15 protein-coding genes are annotated in these 15,163 nt (G+C 60.0%); 3 read left to right on the forward strand and 12 right to left on the reverse strand.

Annotated features, from left to right (window positions below; genetic code table 11):
* Positions 1-46: 46 nt before the first annotated feature.
* The gene (locus AO065_RS24105; protein WP_004879371.1) at positions 47-2,128 is read right to left on the reverse strand and encodes a carboxy terminal-processing peptidase; all 2,082 of its coding nucleotides are present in this window, start codon (positions 2,126-2,128) and stop codon (positions 47-49) included.
* Between the two features lie 137 nt (positions 2,129-2,265).
* Between AO065_RS24105 and AO065_RS24110 the strand changes: the two genes are divergently transcribed.
* The gene (locus AO065_RS24110; RefSeq protein WP_004879372.1) at positions 2,266-3,228 is read left to right on the forward strand and encodes an NAD(P)H-quinone oxidoreductase; all 963 of its coding nucleotides are present in this window, start codon (positions 2,266-2,268) and stop codon (positions 3,226-3,228) included.
* 231 nt (positions 3,229-3,459) lie between these two features.
* On the opposite strand, the gene AO065_RS24115 is transcribed toward AO065_RS24110, so the two are convergent.
* The 6 genes from AO065_RS24115 to AO065_RS24140 all read right to left on the reverse strand — a co-directional run bounded on the left by AO065_RS24115 (position 3,460) and on the right by AO065_RS24140 (position 8,728).
* The gene (locus AO065_RS24115) at positions 3,460-4,113 is read right to left on the reverse strand and encodes an HAD family hydrolase (protein ID WP_004879375.1); all 654 of its coding nucleotides are present in this window, start codon (positions 4,111-4,113) and stop codon (positions 3,460-3,462) included.
* Positions 4,114-4,140: 27 nt separating this feature from the next.
* Positions 4,141-5,130, reverse strand: coding sequence for an ABC transporter ATP-binding protein (locus AO065_RS24120; protein ID WP_004879378.1), 990 nt, complete (start codon positions 5,128-5,130; stop codon positions 4,141-4,143).
* 1 nt (position 5,131) lies between these two features.
* Positions 5,132-5,929, reverse strand: a complete 798-nt coding sequence (locus tag AO065_RS24125; RefSeq protein WP_004879380.1) for an ABC transporter permease — start codon at positions 5,927-5,929, stop codon at positions 5,132-5,134.
* Entirely contained in the window at positions 5,916-6,758 is an 843-nt protein-coding gene (locus AO065_RS24130) for an ABC transporter permease (protein WP_004879382.1), read from the reverse strand. Before AO065_RS24130 ends, AO065_RS24125 begins: the two co-directional genes overlap by 14 nt.
* Positions 6,755-7,561 carry an alkaline phosphatase family protein gene (locus tag AO065_RS24135; protein WP_004879385.1) on the reverse strand — a complete coding sequence of 269 codons (807 nt, stop codon included), beginning with the start codon at positions 7,559-7,561 and terminating at the stop codon, positions 6,755-6,757. The genes AO065_RS24130 and AO065_RS24135 overlap by 4 nt, the downstream gene beginning before the upstream one ends.
* A gap of 99 nt (positions 7,562-7,660) precedes the next feature.
* Positions 7,661-8,728, reverse strand: a complete 1,068-nt coding sequence (locus tag AO065_RS24140; protein ID WP_004879386.1) for an ABC transporter substrate-binding protein — start codon at positions 8,726-8,728, stop codon at positions 7,661-7,663.
* 356 nt (positions 8,729-9,084) lie between these two features.
* Here AO065_RS24140 and AO065_RS24145 point away from each other — a divergent pair, with 356 nt between their 5' ends.
* Positions 9,085-9,804 carry a UTRA domain-containing protein gene (locus AO065_RS24145; RefSeq protein WP_004879387.1) on the forward strand — a complete coding sequence of 240 codons (720 nt, stop codon included), beginning with the start codon at positions 9,085-9,087 and terminating at the stop codon, positions 9,802-9,804.
* Positions 9,805-9,859: 55 nt separating this feature from the next.
* Here the strand turns inward: AO065_RS24145 and AO065_RS24150 are convergent, their stop codons facing one another.
* From AO065_RS24150 to minC, 5 genes are all read right to left on the reverse strand, one after another.
* On the reverse strand, positions 9,860-11,149 hold the full coding sequence (locus tag AO065_RS24150) for a M18 family aminopeptidase (protein ID WP_004879388.1): 1,290 nt from the start codon (positions 11,147-11,149) through the stop codon (positions 9,860-9,862).
* A 183-nt stretch (positions 11,150-11,332) separates the two neighbouring features.
* Positions 11,333-11,968: an RluA family pseudouridine synthase gene (locus AO065_RS24155; RefSeq protein WP_004879389.1), complete on the reverse strand. Its 636-nt coding sequence runs from the start codon at positions 11,966-11,968 to the stop codon at positions 11,333-11,335.
* Positions 11,969-12,058: 90 nt separating this feature from the next.
* Positions 12,059-12,313 (reverse strand): cell division topological specificity factor MinE, encoded by a 255-nt coding sequence (gene minE / locus AO065_RS24160; RefSeq protein ID WP_004879390.1) that lies wholly within the window; start codon positions 12,311-12,313, stop codon positions 12,059-12,061.
* Positions 12,313-13,125, reverse strand: a complete 813-nt coding sequence (minD, locus tag AO065_RS24165; protein ID WP_004879391.1) for a septum site-determining protein MinD — start codon at positions 13,123-13,125, stop codon at positions 12,313-12,315. The genes minE and minD overlap by 1 nt, the downstream gene beginning before the upstream one ends.
* Before the next feature lie 231 nt (positions 13,126-13,356).
* Positions 13,357-14,097, reverse strand: coding sequence for a septum site-determining protein MinC (gene minC / locus AO065_RS24170; protein WP_004879392.1), 741 nt, complete (start codon positions 14,095-14,097; stop codon positions 13,357-13,359).
* Between the two features lie 120 nt (positions 14,098-14,217).
* On the opposite strand from minC, the gene AO065_RS24175 reads away from it, so the two are divergent.
* Entirely contained in the window at positions 14,218-15,150 is a 933-nt protein-coding gene (locus tag AO065_RS24175) for a lipid A biosynthesis lauroyl acyltransferase (RefSeq protein ID WP_004879393.1), read from the forward strand.
* Positions 15,151-15,163 lie beyond the last annotated feature (13 nt).

Here is a 15,163-nt window from a genome sequence, read left to right on the forward strand (position 1 = left end):
TTTGATGACCATTGCTGCTAATTGGCCATCAACCGTCATCTGCGGCTTACTTCTTGGCAACCGAAGCGCTCAGACCGAGGTAATCGATCAGAATGCGACCGGTTTCAGACAAGTAAGCATCGTCTTCCGGCTTGGTCTTCTCGTCTTCCACCGGCAGCGCGTCTTCGTCTTCTTTCTTCAGTTCCTTGAGCGGCTCTTCACCCTTGGCCTTGCGGCGGGTGTTTTCCAGCGCAAGCTGCTTGCTCTCGATGGACGCGTGCTCGGCACGGCGGTCGGCTTCGTTGAGGCTGACGGTCTTCTCGCTCATGAGTTTCTTGGCCAGGGCCAGACGATCCTCGATGAACACGAACTCGGCATCCTTGGAAGAGCGCGCTTCATGCCGTGCCTGAAGTTGCGCCAGGAACGGCTTGAACGGGTCGATGGCAGGCTTGATCGCCGGTTTTATGCTGTCCCAAGGCATGGCTTCAGGCAGTGCGCTCTCGCCGATTTCCTTGGTGTCGATCAGCGACGGGTAGGTGATGTCCGGCACGACGCCCTGATGCTGGGTACTCTGCCCGGACACCCGGTAGAACTTGGCCAGGGTCAGTTTCAGCTCGCCATGGTTGAGCGGCTGAATGGTCTGCACGGTGCCCTTGCCGAAGGTCTGTCCACCAATCACCAGCGCGCGATGGTAGTCCTGCATGGCACCCGCGAAAATTTCCGACGCCGACGCAGACAGGCGGTTGACCAGCAGCGCCATCGGACCTTTGTAGAACGCGCCCTTGGCTTCGTCTTCCAGCACATCGACCTTGCCGTCCGCGTTGCGCACCAGCACGGTCGGGCCGCGGTCGATGAACAGGCTGGTCAGCTCGGTGGCTTCCTGCAGCGAACCACCGCCGTTGTTGCGCAGATCCAGCACCACGCCATCGACCTTCTCGGCCTGCAGCTCGGTCAGCAGTTTCTTCACGTCACGGGTGGTGCTCTTGTACTCCGGATCGCCGGCACGGTAGGCCTTGAAGTCCAGGTAGAAGGCTGGAATATCGATGACGCCCAGTTTGTAATCCTTGCCATCCTGCTTGATGTGCAGGATCGACTTCTTCGCCGCCTGCTCTTCAAGCTTCACCGCTTCACGGGTGATGGCCACGATCTTGGTGGTCTGGTCGTTCGGCGCATTGCTGGCCGGAATGATTTCCAGACGAACCACGGAGCCTTTCGGACCACGGATCAGCTTGACCACTTCATCCAGACGCCAGCCGATGACGTCGACCATCTCCTTGTCGCCCTGAGCGACCGAAACGATCTTGTCGGCCGGAGCCACCTGCTTGGTCTTGGCCGCAGGACCTGCCGGCACCAGACGCACGATCTTCACGTTGTCGTTGTCGCTCTGCAACACGGCGCCGATGCCTTCCAGCGACAGGCTCATGTTGATGTCGAAGTTTTCCGCGCTGTCGGGCGACAGGTAGTTGGTGTGCGGATCGTAGGACATGGCGAAGGTGTTGATATACGCCTGGAAGACATCTTCGGCGCGGGTCTGGCCCAGACGTGCCAGTTGATTCTTGTAACGCTTGGTCAGGGTTTCCTGGATTTTCGCCGGGTCCTTGCCTGCAATCTTCAGCCGCAGAACCTCATCCTTGACGCGTTTGCGCCACAGGTCGTCGAGTTCGGCGGTGTCCTTGGGCCATGCGGCGTCCTTGCGGTCGACCAGCAGGGTTTCCTTGGTGGTGAGGTCGATCTTGTCGACACCCTTGGCCAGTTCTGCAAGCGCAAAGTCCAGACGCGCCTTGATGCGGTCCAGATAGCGTTTGTAAATAGTGAACCCCGGGTTCAGGTCGCCACTCTTAAGGAAGTCGTCGAACTGGAACTGCCATTTGTCGAATTCGGCAATGTCGCTGGCCATGAAATAGCTGCGCGACGGGTCCAGTTGCTTGATGTAGCTCTGGTAGATGATCGCTGAACGTTTGTCGTCCAGTGGCGGCTTGCTGTAGTGGTGCCGCTTGAGCAGCTCGACCACGTTCAGGCTGGCAACCACTTCGTCGCGGTCCGGCTGAAGATTATCCCAGCTGTTGGCGGCGAAAGTGCTGGCTGACATCGGCAGGACGCTGAGGCCGACAAACAGGGCGAGGGCGGTGCTAGGGAATAGTTGCTTCATGCTGATTCGACGCGAGGACAATTGATAACGCATATTAGGCCGTCTTTGAGGTCGCCGGTTCCTTTGAACCCGGCCGCATAATGCAAAAGCCCGGGCAAACAGCCACGGGCTCAGTCTGGACTCACTATGGAGGCACTGTGAAGGCATTGCAAGGCGTGGAAGGACATGTGGAATGGGTCGAAGAGCCAAGTCCGGTTCTCGATGTGGGGCAGGTTCGCATCAAAGTCGCTGCGGCGGGTTTGAATCGGGCCGATCTGTTGCAGCGCGCGGGCAAATATCCGCCGCCGCCGGGTGTTACCACCGTGCTGGGGCTGGAGTGCTCCGGCGTCATTGCCGAAGTCGGTCCGGGTACGTCCTGGCTGGTTGGAGACCGCGTCTGCGCACTGTTGGCAGGCGGGGCGATGGCCGAAGAAGTGGTGGTCGATGCGCGTCATGTGTTGCCGGTGCCGGAAGGCCTGTCGCTGCACGAAGCCGCTGCGATCCCCGAGGTTTACGCCACAGCCTGGCTGAACCTGTTTCAGCTCGCGGGTCTCAAACCTGGCGAAAAGGTGTTGCTGCACGCGGGCGCAAGTGGCGTTGGTTCAGCCGGTATTCAGCTTTGCAAAGCGTTCGGCAGCCCGGTCTGGGTCAGTGTCGGATCGGCTGAGCGGCTGGCGTACTGCGTCGAATTGGGTGCGCAGGGCGGCGTGGTGCGCAGCGAAAGTCTGGAGGCTTTGAGCGATTTCGCACCGTTCGATGTCATCCTCGATCCGGTCGGCGGCAACTACGCCGAGCTGAACGTCAAGCTGCTGGGGCTGGACAGCCGCTGGGTGCTGATCGGCACGATGGGCGGGCGCGAAGCACAGGTGGATCTGGCGCATGTGCTGGGCAAGCGTATCCACTTGATGGGTTCGACCCTGCGCAGCCGTGATGAAACGTTCAAGGCCGATCTGCTGCGTGATCTGGGGCAGTTCGTCTGGCCGCTGTTCACGGAAGGCCGCCTGAAGCCGCAACTGGCCAAAACCTTTTCGATCAACGACTCAGAAGCCGCGTTCGAAGAGCTGGCGTCCAATCAGGTCTCCGGCAAGATCGTGGTGGTGATTGACGAAAGTCTGAAGTGATTATCGCGGCCTTTACGGGCCGCGAGTGGGTAAACATCTGACTGTGGGAGGCGGCTTGCCGGCGATGCATTCGACGCGGTGTGTCAGGAAAATCGCGTCATCGTTCATCGCCGGCAAGCCGCCTCCCACGGTCCGGTGTTTNNNGGCGCAACAGCGCTACGTCGAAGACGTGGTGGCGCCTCTCACAATGGGTAGTGTTTCTTCAGCGGGCTGAGTCCTGGCTGAAATGCTTCAGGTCCAGCTGTGCACTGGCCATCCGGCCTTCTGCGCATGCTCGAGCAGCACCGGATCCGGATTGACCACATTCGGATGGTCAACCTTGAGCAACAACGGCAAATCGTTGCGCGAATCCGAATAGAAACTCGCCCCCTCCAGGTTTTCCCCTTCGGCATCCAGCCAGTCCATCAGGCGGGTAATCTTGCCTTCGCGATAGGTCATCACACCGACCGTGCCACCGCTGTAAACGCCGTGTTGCACGTCCAGGTCGATACCCAGCACTTCGTCGATGCCAAGACGTTCGGCAATCGGCTTGACCAGATGCACGCCCGAGGCAGAGATCACCAGAATTCGGTCACCCCTGGCGCGATGCTGGGCGATGCATTTGCAGGCGTCGCTGTAGATGATCGGCTCGATCACGTCTTCCACCCACGGGCCTACGAGGTGATCGATTTCTTCCGGCGTGCGACCTGCCATCGGTTCAAGGCTGAACGCCATGTAGTCTTCCATCGCCAGCTCACCGGCGCTGTAAGCGGCCATCAGCTCGTCGTTGCGCTGCATGAACGAAACCGGATCGACCCAGCCGAGGCGGCCCATCTGTTCGCTCCACAGGGTGGCGCAGTCACCGCCGATCAGGGTTTCGTCCAGGTCGAAAATTGCTAAAGCCATTGCATGCATCCTTAAATCATTTGTCGGTCAAGCCACCGGGCACAGGGCCGAGGGCTCGATATTCAACGTCACCCGGCGGCCGTCAGGATGCAGATCATCCGCGCTGCGGTTGAGTACGTCGACCACCAATTCCACGCCGCGCGCCTGCACGCGGTAGCGAATGACGTTGCCCAGCAGGCTGTGACTGCGCACTTCGCCTTCCAGTTCGCCGGTGAGGCTCAGTTGAATGGATTCAGGCCGAATCGCGATGCGGCTGTTGATCGGGCGCTGCATCAGGCGGCTGGCGTCGTCGGCTTCCAGCAGGTTGTAGTTGCCGATGAAGCCTGCCGCGAACACGTCCACTGGCGCGGTGTAGAGGGTTTCCGCATCGCCGCTCTGCACGATGCGGCCCTGGTTCATCAGGAAGATGCGGTCCGACATGGTCAGCGCCTCTTCCTGATCGTGAGTCACGAAAATGGTTGTCAGGCCCAGCTCGCGCTGGATCGCCCGGATCTGTTCACGCAGGTGTTTGCGGATCCGTGCATCCAGGGCCGACAGCGGTTCATCCAGCAGCAGCAGGCGCGGACGTGTCACCAGCGAGCGGGCCAGCGCCACGCGCTGGCACTGACCGCCGGACATCTGGTGCGGATAGCGCTTGGCGTAGTCCTGCAGTTCGACCAGCTTGAGAATCTCGGCGACCCGTTTGCGGCTGTCGTCAGGGCTGACCTTCTGCATGCGCAGGCCGAAGGCGACGTTCTGCTCGACCGTCATGTTGGGAAACAGCGCGTAACTCTGGAACACCATGCCGATGTTGCGCTTCTGCGGGGCCAGCGGTACCAGGTTCTGACCGTCAAGCAGGATGCTTCCGCTGTTCACTGACGTGAGGCCCGCGATGCAGCGCAGCAGGGTGGACTTGCCGCAGCCGGACGGGCCGAGCAGGGTGACAAACTCGCCCTTTTCGATGGCGCAGTTGATGTCGCTGAACACCGCCGTGCTGGCGTAGCTCTTCTGCAGGTTTTCAATGCTGACAAAACTCATCTCAGTCTTTGTCCTTGTTCAGTCGATTGGCGGCCCAGGTCAGCACCAGCACGAAGAGGAAGTAGGAAATCACCAGTGCGCTGTTGAAGTGGCCACTGCTGTTGCGCATGTTGTTGAGGTAGACCTGCAGAGTCTCGTAGCGCGTGCCGACCAGCAGGTTGGCGAACACGAACTCGCCGAACAGGAAGGAGAACGACAGTAGCAACGCGATCATCAGGCCCTTGCGCAGGTTCGGCAGCACCACGATGAAGGCCGCCTGCCAGGTACTGGCACCCAGCAGCTGGGCGCTGTCCATCAGGTCGGTCAGGTTGATCGCCTGCAGGTTGTTGGTGATGGCGCGGTACATGAAGGGCAGGGCAACGGTGAAGTAGCAACCGATCAGAATCCACGGTGTACCGACCATCGCCATCGGGCCTGAACCATACAACTGCAGCAGACCCACCGACGACACCACGGGCGGCACGGCGAAGGGCAGCAGGATCAGGATGTTCATCAGTCCGTCGAGGCGCGGAAAGTGGTAATGCACCACGAACAGCAGCGGCAGAATCAGCACCACTGACAGCATCAGCGCGCCGACGCAGACCAGCAGTGACTGGCTGAATGCAGCCAGAAAACGCGGGTCGCTCCAGAGCGCCACGTACCACTTGAAGGTCAGTCCGCTGGGCAGAATGGTTGCCGACCAACTGGTCGATATCGAATACAGAAAGGTGCCCGCCAGGGGCAGCAGCAGAGTGAGGAACAGCAGGTACACCACAGTCTTGTGGTAGACGCCGGCAGGCCCTTTTTCAACGCGCGACATGGTAGCTCCTTTTCAACAGCCACTGATGGATCACCGTCACCAGGGTCATGAGGCCTACCAGAATCATCGCCAGCGCACTGGCCATGTTCGGGTCGAGCGTGATGTCGCCCGCCACCATGGCGGCGATGCGGATCGGCAATACGTTGAAGTTGCCGGTGGTCAGCGCGTAGACCGTAGCGTACGCACCCAGGGCATTGGCCAGGAGAATGACAAAGGTGCCGAGCAGGGCAGGTGTCAGCACGGGCAGGCCGATATAGCGCCAGAACTGGAAGCTGCTGGCACCCAGCAGGGCGGCCGACTCGTTCCAGTCCTCGCGCACGGCATCGAACGCCGGGTACAGCAGCAGGACGCCGAGCGGAATCTGGAAGTAGGTGTAGAGGATGATCAGCCCGGTCTTGGAGTACAGGTTGAAGTCATCGATGATCCCGGCGTCCTTGAGGATCAGCGTCAGCGCGCCGTTGAAGCCCAATAGGATGATGAAGGCGAATGCCAGCGGGACACCGGCGAAGTTGCTGGTCATGTTGGCGAACGAATTGACGAAGTCCCGCAGTCGCGAATCGACCTTGCGCAACGAATAGGCGCCGAGGATCGAAATCAGAATGCCGAACAGGCTCGACCAGAAACTGATCTCCAGGCTGAACTGCATGGCCTGGCGATAGAAGCGCGAATTGAACGCCTTGCTGAAGTTCTCCAGGCCCCAGCCGCTGTCACTCTGCATGCTGTGGATCGCCACCCAGAACAGCGGGGCGATCTGGAATACGATAAAAAACAATGCAAAGGGCACCAGGCACAACAGCGCGAGCCATTTGCCTCGGGTAAAGGGGGTCAATTGAGGATCTCCCGGCACACGGGTTTGTCGTGGGGCACGCCGAGCAGTTCGCAGATCGTGCCGCACAGATCGGTCTGGCGCGGCTTGGCGTCAGGGTCCAGGCTGAACGCCTGACCCAGCACGAACAGCGGTACTTCGCGCTCTTCGGGCAGCAGGCCGTTGTGCGAGCGGTCGTTGTTCATGCCATGGTCTGCGGTGATCAGCACCTGATAGCCCGCGTCCAGCCAGCCCTGCAGGTAGTCGGCCAGAATGATGTCGGCGCTGCGCGCGCTGTTGCGGTACTGCGGGGTGTCGAGGCCGTGCTTATGCCCGGCGTCGTCGATGTTCATGGGGTGAATCAACAGAAAATTCGGCGCGTGTTTCAGGCGCAGGCTTTCTGCGTCGGCGAACAGATGTGAATCCGGATAATGGTCTGCCCAGTAGAACAGCCCGTGCTGAATCGGCAGTTCCGGTGCCTCGGTGTTTCGGTCGCGTGCCGCCTCGAACGGCGTGCGATTGTACAGCTCGCTGAACCAGTGATAGGCCGCAGCCGCCGTGCTCAGCCCGGCGTCGCGGGCATAATGGAACACGCTGCGTTCACGGGACAGGCGCGACACGTTGTTGTGCACGATGCCGCTTTCGATGGGCGCGACACCGGTCAGGATGCATTCGTAGAGCGGGCGTGACAGTGCGGGCAGTTCGCATTCCAGCTTGTACAGCGCTGCGCGTCCTGCGGCGTGCCAGGCCTGAAGATGGCCCATCGCATGCCGTGCCACTTCGTAATTGAGGCCGTCGAGCACGATGAGGATGACATTGTGTTTCATGGGCAACTCGCTTGGGTGCGGATATGGCATGACCCGGCACGGGCGAGGAGGGCTCGCCCGCGCATGAGATGCGACATCATCCTTGAGTCGCGCAGAGCATCAGTTCATCTCGATGATGACTTGCTCGTTCCACTTCTGAGGCAGGGCCTTGGAGGTCTTTTCCCAGGCTTCTGCGTCCTTGATCGGCGTGACGTTCTTGTACTGCTCGTTTGGCAGCAGCTTGGCTTTCACGTCTTCAGGCAGGGTGACATGCTCGGCACGAATCGGACGTGCGTTGCCTTTGGCCAGCTGGATCTGGCCCGCGTCGCTGAACACGTACTCACGCGCCAGTTTGGCGGCGTTCGGGTGTTTGGCGTACTTGTTGATGATGGTGGTGTAGCCGGAGATTACCGAGCCGTCCGATGGGATCAGCACTACGTAATCATCAGGTTTGGTCATCTTGGCGCGATAGTTCAGGCCGTTGAAGTCCCAGACCACGCCCACTTCGACTTCACCTTTTTCGATGGTCTGAATGGTCGGGTTGGCCAGCGACAGGCGCTTCTGTTTGGCGAGTTCCGTGAATAGTTGCAGGCCTGGTTCGATGTTGGCCTCGTTACCTTTCATGGCGAAGGCGGCGGCCAGCACGCCGTTGGACGCCTGGGCGGCAGAACTCACGTCACCGATGGAGACTTTGTATTTGCCGGTTTTCAGGTCGGCCCAGGTTTTCGGGATTTCGGATCCGTGCAGCAGGTTCTTGTTTACAATGAACGCAATGGTGCCGGTGTAGGCCAATGCCCAGTGGCCGTCCTTGTCCTTGGCCCAGTCTGGAATCTGGTTCCAGGTACTTGGTTTGTAAGGCTGGGTGACGCCCTTGGCGACGGCGATGGGGCCGAAGGCTGCGCCTACGTCACCGATATCGCCGCTGGCATTGTCTTTTTCCGCATCGAACTTGGCCACTTCCTGCGCCGAACTCATGTCGGTGTCGGTGTGCTTGAGACCGTATTTGGCTTCCAGATCGGTCCAGATGCCGCCCCAGTTCGCCCAGTCATCCGGCATGCCAAGGCTGTTGATGGCGCCTTCAGCCTTGGCTGCGGCTTCCAGGGTCTTGAGGTCTGTGTCCGCAGCCATGACTGACGCGCTCATGGCGATGGCCGAGCCGAGGAGTGATGCCAACAAAAGATGTTTCATTCGAAGCTCCTAGTGTACTTCTTTACCGGAAGTGTTCGTTGCGGATGGTTTGGTCTAGATCAGCAATACCTGAGCCAAGTTAGGCCTGTTGCATGACATTTTCGTGTCGGGCCGCGTGGTTGATTCCACATTGCCTGCATTCGGTCACTGCCTGGCGCTAAGCGTAGACCAGACTCAAGTGCTTGCTCCTCAAGGGCTTGAGGGCTGTCTGGGCGGGGGTTGGCATGGATCATGTAGCAGCGTGTCACAGGACGGTCATAGACCCGGCCTAGGCTTGCTGCAACACGGCTGATGACAACGGCAGGGGTTAAAGCGTGCCCCACGACAGGGCTGGTCTAGTCCAGACAGGTAGCTGAATGCGCGAAGATGTGCCACGAGCGGTAACCACCATTTGCCACGCCCTGCAAGAGCAGATCGAGCACGGCCTGTTGCCGCCTGGCAGCAAACTGCCGGCCGAGCGCAAGCTCAGCGAGGTGTTCGACACCACGCGTATTACCTTGCGTGAGGCGCTTGTACAACTGGAGGCCATGGGGCTGGTGTATCGCGAGGAGCGTCGTGGCTGGTTCATCTCGCCTCCGCGACTGGCCTATGACCTGATTCGTCGCAGTCACTTTCACGCGATGGTCTCGGCGCAGGGGCGAGTGGCGCAGACTCAGGTCCTGTCGGCACGTCTGCAGCCTGCCTCGGCAATGATCTGCGCCATGCTGGAGTTGCCTGCGTTGTCCAGCGTCATCCAGATCTGCCGCGCACGTCGCATTGATCAGCGGTTGGTGCTGTACGTCGAGCACTACCTGAAGCCGGAGTTCTTTCCGGGGATTCTGGATTTTGACATGGAGCAGTCGCTGACCGAATTGTATGCCCGTCAATACGACCTGCGTTACGGGCAGGTCCGTTTCGAGATGGTGCCCACCGCGTTGCACGCCGAAGCCGCAGCCGCTCTGAAAGTATCTGTCGGCAGTCCGGGTTTGCGCATTGCGCGGATCAACTATGACCAGCAGGGCCGTCTGATCGATTGCGATCTGGAGTACTGGCGTCACGATGCCATTCACGTGAGCGCTATGGTGCGGGATATCTGAGGGATGAAGCCTGTTGTCCGCGGGCCGCCGAGGCCCGCGAACATCATGCGCTGGGTTACGGCAGCTCGTGGCTGGCGTAGAAGGCGGTGAGTACCTTGACCAGATGCGCCAGGTCATGGCTGCCGGCCAGTTCGCGAATCGAGTGCATGGCGAAGGTCGGCAGACCGATGTCCACGGTGCGGATACCCAGATGGCTGGCGGTGATCGGCCCGATGGTCGAGCCGCACGCCATGTCGCTGCGCACCACAAAGCTCTGTACCGGCACTTCTTCGGCCATGCACAGATGGCGGAAGAAACCGGCGGTTTCGCTGTTGGTGGCGTAACGCTGGTTGCTGTTGACCTTGATCACCGGCCCGGCGTTGAGCTTCGGCCCGTGGTTGGCGTCGTGCTTGTCGGCATAATTGGGGTGAATGCCGTGGGCGTTGTCAGCCGAGATCAGCAACGATCTCTGGATGGTACGCACGTAGTCTTCGCTGCTCGGCAGCAGGCGCTGAACGATCTGTTCCAGCATCGCGCTGTCCGCACCGCAGGCTGACGACGAGCCGACTTCTTCATGGTCGGTGCACACCAGCAGGGCGGTTTCATCGCTGTCGCTGTTGAGCAGCGCCTGCAGCCCGGCGAAACAGGACAACAAGTTGTCCAGACGCGCACCGGCCAGGAAGTCGCCGTTCAGGCCGACCACTGCAGCGCCTTGGGTGTCGTAGAAGCTCAACTCGTAATCCAGCACCACGTCGGCGTTCAGGCCATGTTCGCGCGCCAGTTGATCGGTCAGCAGGGCGCGGAAGTCGGCACGTTCGTCACCGGCCACCTGGGCCAGGATAGGTGGCAGTTCGTTCTGCGGATTGATCGGCCAGCCTTCGTTGGCGGTCCGGTTCAGGTGGATCGCCAGATTGGGGATGATCGCGATCGGCAACTTGAAGTCGATCAGCTGGCTTTCTACCTTGCCGTCACGACGGAAAGTGACACGGCCGGCCAGCGACAGGTCGCGGTCGAACCACGGGGCCAGCAGTGCGCCGCCGTAGACTTCCACGCCCAGTTGCCAGAAACCCTGACGTTGCAGCTCGGGTTGCGGCTTGACCCGCAGGCACGGGCTGTCGGTGTGCGCGCCGACCATGCGGATACCGCCGGTCAGTGGCGACTGACGGCCCATGCGGACGGCGACGATGGAGGAGTCATTGCGCGTGACGTAGTAACGCCCGCCGGTCTCGATGGACCAGGTGTCGCGCTCGTCCAGACGCTGAAAACCGGCAGCTTCAAGGTGTTGTACGAGGGTGGCGGTGGCATGGAACGGTGTAGGAGAGGCCTTGAGGAAATCGATCAGGCCTTTATTCAACTCTTCGCGCATAACTAGCTCCAGACAGCAATGGCGCGAGTTTACCGCATTGGCCGCGAACTCTGTACGTGGGAAACGCCGCTATCGCTCGCAGCCATACGAGATTTCGGCAAGCTGCCTCCGCTCCCACCAGAGCTGCGCTTGTTCAGCGAGCTAAATGCTTTATACGCGAACGCTTGTCTGCGACTGTCGACATCAAAACGGAGCAGGGCACTCGAATGTCAGACGCTCGCCGGTCACCGGATGCGTGAAACTCAGCATGCTGGCATGCAGGCACAGACGCGGGTATGCCGCCAGCGCCTCGGGATGTGCATACAGGCCGTCGCCGAGCAGCGGGTGCCCGATGGACAGCATGTGCACCCGCAACTGGTGCGAGCGACCGGTGATCGGGGTCAGCTCGACGCGGCAGTGCGTATCGTAGCGCTCGATGATCTTCCAGAACGTCAGCGCGTGCTTGCCCGCCTCGTGGTCCACCACGTGACGCGGTTTGGTCGGCGGGTCGTAGCGCAACGGCAGATCGATGCTGCCGCTGTCCAGCGCAGGCTGGCCCCAGCACAGCGCGGTGTAGGCCTTTTCGGTTTCACGGTCATGAAACTGACGCGACAGCTCGCGATGGGTATCGGCATCGCGGGCCAGCAGAATGATGCCCGAGGTTTCCCAATCCAGACGATGGACGATGCGGGCTTCGGGGTAGCCGTTTTCCTGCAGACGGGTAATCAGGCAGTCCTTGTTGTCGTCGGCACGACCGGGAACGGACAGCAGCAGGGTAGGCTTATCGATCACCAGAACGGCGGCGTCCTGATGAATGATGCGGATGTTCGACAACGGCATGCAACGGCCTCGAAACGCGAGAAACGCCAACGGCGGTAAAGGCGCTACCTCTTGATGAGGGCACCGATACCGCCGAAGACGACTGCCTGATCAGCGATCGGGCAGAGTGATATTGAGTTCCAGAATCGAACAACTGCCCTGGTTTTCCAGAGCGACCTGTACCTGATCGGACTCGATATTGACGTATTTGCGGATCACTTCCACCAGTTCCTTCTGCAGTGCAGGAAGGTAGTCCGGTGTGCTGCGCTGGCCACGTTCGTGGGCAACGATGATCTGCAGACGCTCTTTCGCTACCGAGGCCGTGCTTTCTTTTTTGCGGTCACGAAAGAAGTCAAAAATGTTCATTAATTGCTCCCGAACAGGCGTTCAAACAATCCTTTCTTCTTCATATCCAGGAACCGGTGGTCCACCGTCTTGCCCAGCAGGCGGTCAACGGCGTCACTGTACGCCTGACCTGCGTCGCTCTGGTCGTCGAGGATAACGGGCACGCCCTGGTTGGAGGCCTTGAGTACCGCTTGCGACTCGGGAATGACGCCCAGCAGCGTGACAGCAAGGATTTCCTTGACGTCTTCAACACCGAGCATCTCGCCCTTGCTGACGCGCTCAGGGTTGTAGCGAGTCAACAGCAGGTGTTCCTTGATCGGGTCTTCGCCGTTCTCGGCGCGGCGGGATTTGCTGGCCAGCAGGCCCAGCATGCGATCGGAGTCACGGACCGACGACACTTCAGGGTTGGTCACGACGATCGCTTCGTCGGCGAAGTACATCGCCAGGTGCGCGCCGGTTTCGATACCTGCCGGAGAATCGCAGACGATGTATTCGAACGACTCCTTGAGTTCCATCAGGACTCTTTCGACGCCTTCCTTGGTCAGTGCTTCCTTGTCACGGGTCTGGCTGGCTGCAAGTACGAACAGACCTTCGATCTTCTTGTCCTTGATCAGCGCCTGCTGCAGATTGGCCTCGCCGTTGACCACGTTGACGAAGTCGTAAACGACACGACGTTCGCAACCCATGATCAGGTCGAGGTTACGCAGGCCGACGTCGAAGTCGACGATGACAGTCTTGTGGCCGCGCATTGCGAGGCCTGTACCGATAGCGGCGCTGGTGGTGGTCTTGCCCACACCACCCTTGCCGGATGTAACAACGAGAATCTTGGCCAAGGTGAATCACCCCTAGAGGAAAAGGACTTTTGGTCCCTGAAGAGCATCCCTTGCCGCAGCGTCAGTCGAAGAATCAAGGAAATCGTATGGCCTGGTCCTGGAAAGAGAGCTGGACGCTGCAACTTTCGACTCATTTACCGGCTGAAGAGCAGTGCTCCCCAGGATTTCCTACAACCTTTACTACGTTTTCGCGACGAATCAGGGATACTTTGAAAATTGCGGCAGTATCCGTTAAAGCCGAATGATGTTCAACACATCACCGGACAGGCTGACCTGGACCGGCGAGCCCCAAAGCGGGTCCCTGCGCAGGTCTTCAGACACCTTGTACTGCCCGGCGATTGAAATGAGTTCAGCGCTCAACTGCTGGCAGAAAATCCGTGCCTTGGTATCGCCCTTGATACCTGCCAGTGCTCTACCGCGCATTGGGCCGTACACATGGATGTTTCCATCGGCCAGAAGTTCCGCACCGGGACTGACCGGAGCAACCACTACCAGATCGCCACCCTGGGCATAAATCTGCTGGCCACCACGTACCGGCGCCGTGATTACGCGGGTTGGCTTGATGGTCGGTTCAGGCGGTTTTTCCGGAATCTTTTTTGGCGCTTCGGCTTCGACAGGGTCCAGCACGCGCTCACGGGCGCCGGACGGCGGCAGCACCGGCAGATCGACTGCGATGGCGGCGGCGATGTCTTCGATGCGGTTGGCGCGGATCGCCAGAGTACGCAAGCCATGCTGGCGACAGATGCGCACCAGCCCCGGCAGGTCCACCGAGCCCTCGTTGGGCGCAAGTTTGTCCAGAGCCAGGATCAGCGGCGTGTTGCTGAAGAAGTTGGGCGCCTGCGCGACCTTGGCCGCCAGTTGCCGGTCAAGCGCTTCAAGATTGGTTCGGGCCAGCTCCATCACCGTGATGGCAAGCATGCTGCCCTTGAGCTGAAATACAGGTTCCGGGTTTTGCGATTCAATCTGGCTCATGGTCGGCTTACACAACAGCTTGTCGCTAAAAGTGCCGAGACTTATAACGAGAACGCCCGCAGGCCGCAAGCCGGTCGAACCGATGTAGAATGCGCGGCCTTTGTTCTGACGGAAGCCCAAATGGATCGCCCGCGCTTTAACGCCCGTTTCCTTCACCCTCGTTTCTGGCCGCTATGGCTGGGGCTGGGGCTTCTGTGGCTGATCGTGCAGTTGCCGTTTCGTGTGCTGCTGGTCATCGGTCGGCTGCTGGGCGCGGTCATGTACCGGGTTGCCACTGATCGAAAATATATTGCCTCGCGCAATCTGGAGCTGTGTTTTCCTCAACTGTCCGCCGCTGAACGCAAGCGCCTGCTCAAGGAAAACTTTGCCTCCACCGGCATTGCCTTCTTCGAAATGGCCATGAGCTGGTGGTGGTCGAAACAGCGACTGGCCAGACTGGCCCATGTCGAAGGGCTGGAGCACTTGCAGAACGCGCAGCAGAAGGGTGAGGGTGTGATTCTGATGGCCCTGCATTTCACGACGCTGGAAGTCGGCGCGGCGCTGCTCGGTCAGCAACACACCATCGACGGCATGTACCGCGAACACCGCAACCCATTGTTCGACTTTGTCCAGCGTCGCGGACGTGAGCGCCACAATCTGGATTCGCTGGCGGTCGAGCGCGAAGACGTGCGCGGCATGCTCAAACTGCTGCGTGCCGGCCGGGCGATCTGGTACGCACCTGATCAGGACTATGGCGCCAAGCAGAGCGTGTTCGTGCCGTTGTTCGGCATCCAGGCTGCGACTGTGACGGCGACCAGCAAGTTCGCCAAGCTGGGTCGCGCCCAGGTCGTACCGTTCACTCAGCAGCGTCTGGCGGACGGCAGTGGCTATCGGCTTGTGATCCATCCGCCTATGCAGGATTTTCCCGGCGAGAGCGACGAAGCCGATTGCCTGCGCATCAATCAATGGGTAGAAAGTGCTATCACTGAATGCCCATCGCAATATCTTTGGGCCCATCGACGTTTCAAAAGTCGACCAGCCGGTGAACCGAAGCTATACAGGAAGCATAAATAAAAAGCGTCGTTGA

Source organism: Pseudomonas viridiflava, from assembly GCF_001642795.1.
GTDB classification, from domain to species: Bacteria; Pseudomonadota; Gammaproteobacteria; order Pseudomonadales; family Pseudomonadaceae; genus Aquipseudomonas; species Aquipseudomonas viridiflava.

Coding starts and splice junctions, on each gene's coding strand:
- AO065_RS24105 (WP_004879371.1), bottom strand. CDS start 2,128: ATGAAGCAACTATTCCCTAGCACCGCCCTCGCCCTGTTTGTCGGCCTC.
- AO065_RS24115 (WP_004879375.1), bottom strand. CDS start 4,113: ATGGCTTTAGCAATTTTCGACCTGGACGAAACCCTGATCGGCGGTGAC.
- AO065_RS24120 (WP_004879378.1), bottom strand. CDS start 5,130: ATGAGTTTTGTCAGCATTGAAAACCTGCAGAAGAGCTACGCCAGCACG.
- AO065_RS24125 (WP_004879380.1), bottom strand. CDS start 5,929: ATGTCGCGCGTTGAAAAAGGGCCTGCCGGCGTCTACCACAAGACTGTG.
- AO065_RS24135 (WP_004879385.1), bottom strand. CDS start 7,561: ATGAAACACAATGTCATCCTCATCGTGCTCGACGGCCTCAATTACGAA.
- AO065_RS24140 (WP_004879386.1), bottom strand. CDS start 8,728: ATGAAACATCTTTTGTTGGCATCACTCCTCGGCTCGGCCATCGCCATG.
- AO065_RS24145 (WP_004879387.1), top strand. CDS start 9,085: ATGCGCGAAGATGTGCCACGAGCGGTAACCACCATTTGCCACGCCCTG.
- AO065_RS24150 (WP_004879388.1), bottom strand. CDS start 11,149: ATGCGCGAAGAGTTGAATAAAGGCCTGATCGATTTCCTCAAGGCCTCT.
- AO065_RS24155 (WP_004879389.1), bottom strand. CDS start 11,968: ATGCCGTTGTCGAACATCCGCATCATTCATCAGGACGCCGCCGTTCTG.
- minE (WP_004879390.1), bottom strand. CDS start 12,313: ATGAACATTTTTGACTTCTTTCGTGACCGCAAAAAAGAAAGCACGGCC.
- minC (WP_004879392.1), bottom strand. CDS start 14,097: ATGAGCCAGATTGAATCGCAAAACCCGGAACCTGTATTTCAGCTCAAG.
- AO065_RS24175 (WP_004879393.1), top strand. CDS start 14,218: ATGGATCGCCCGCGCTTTAACGCCCGTTTCCTTCACCCTCGTTTCTGG.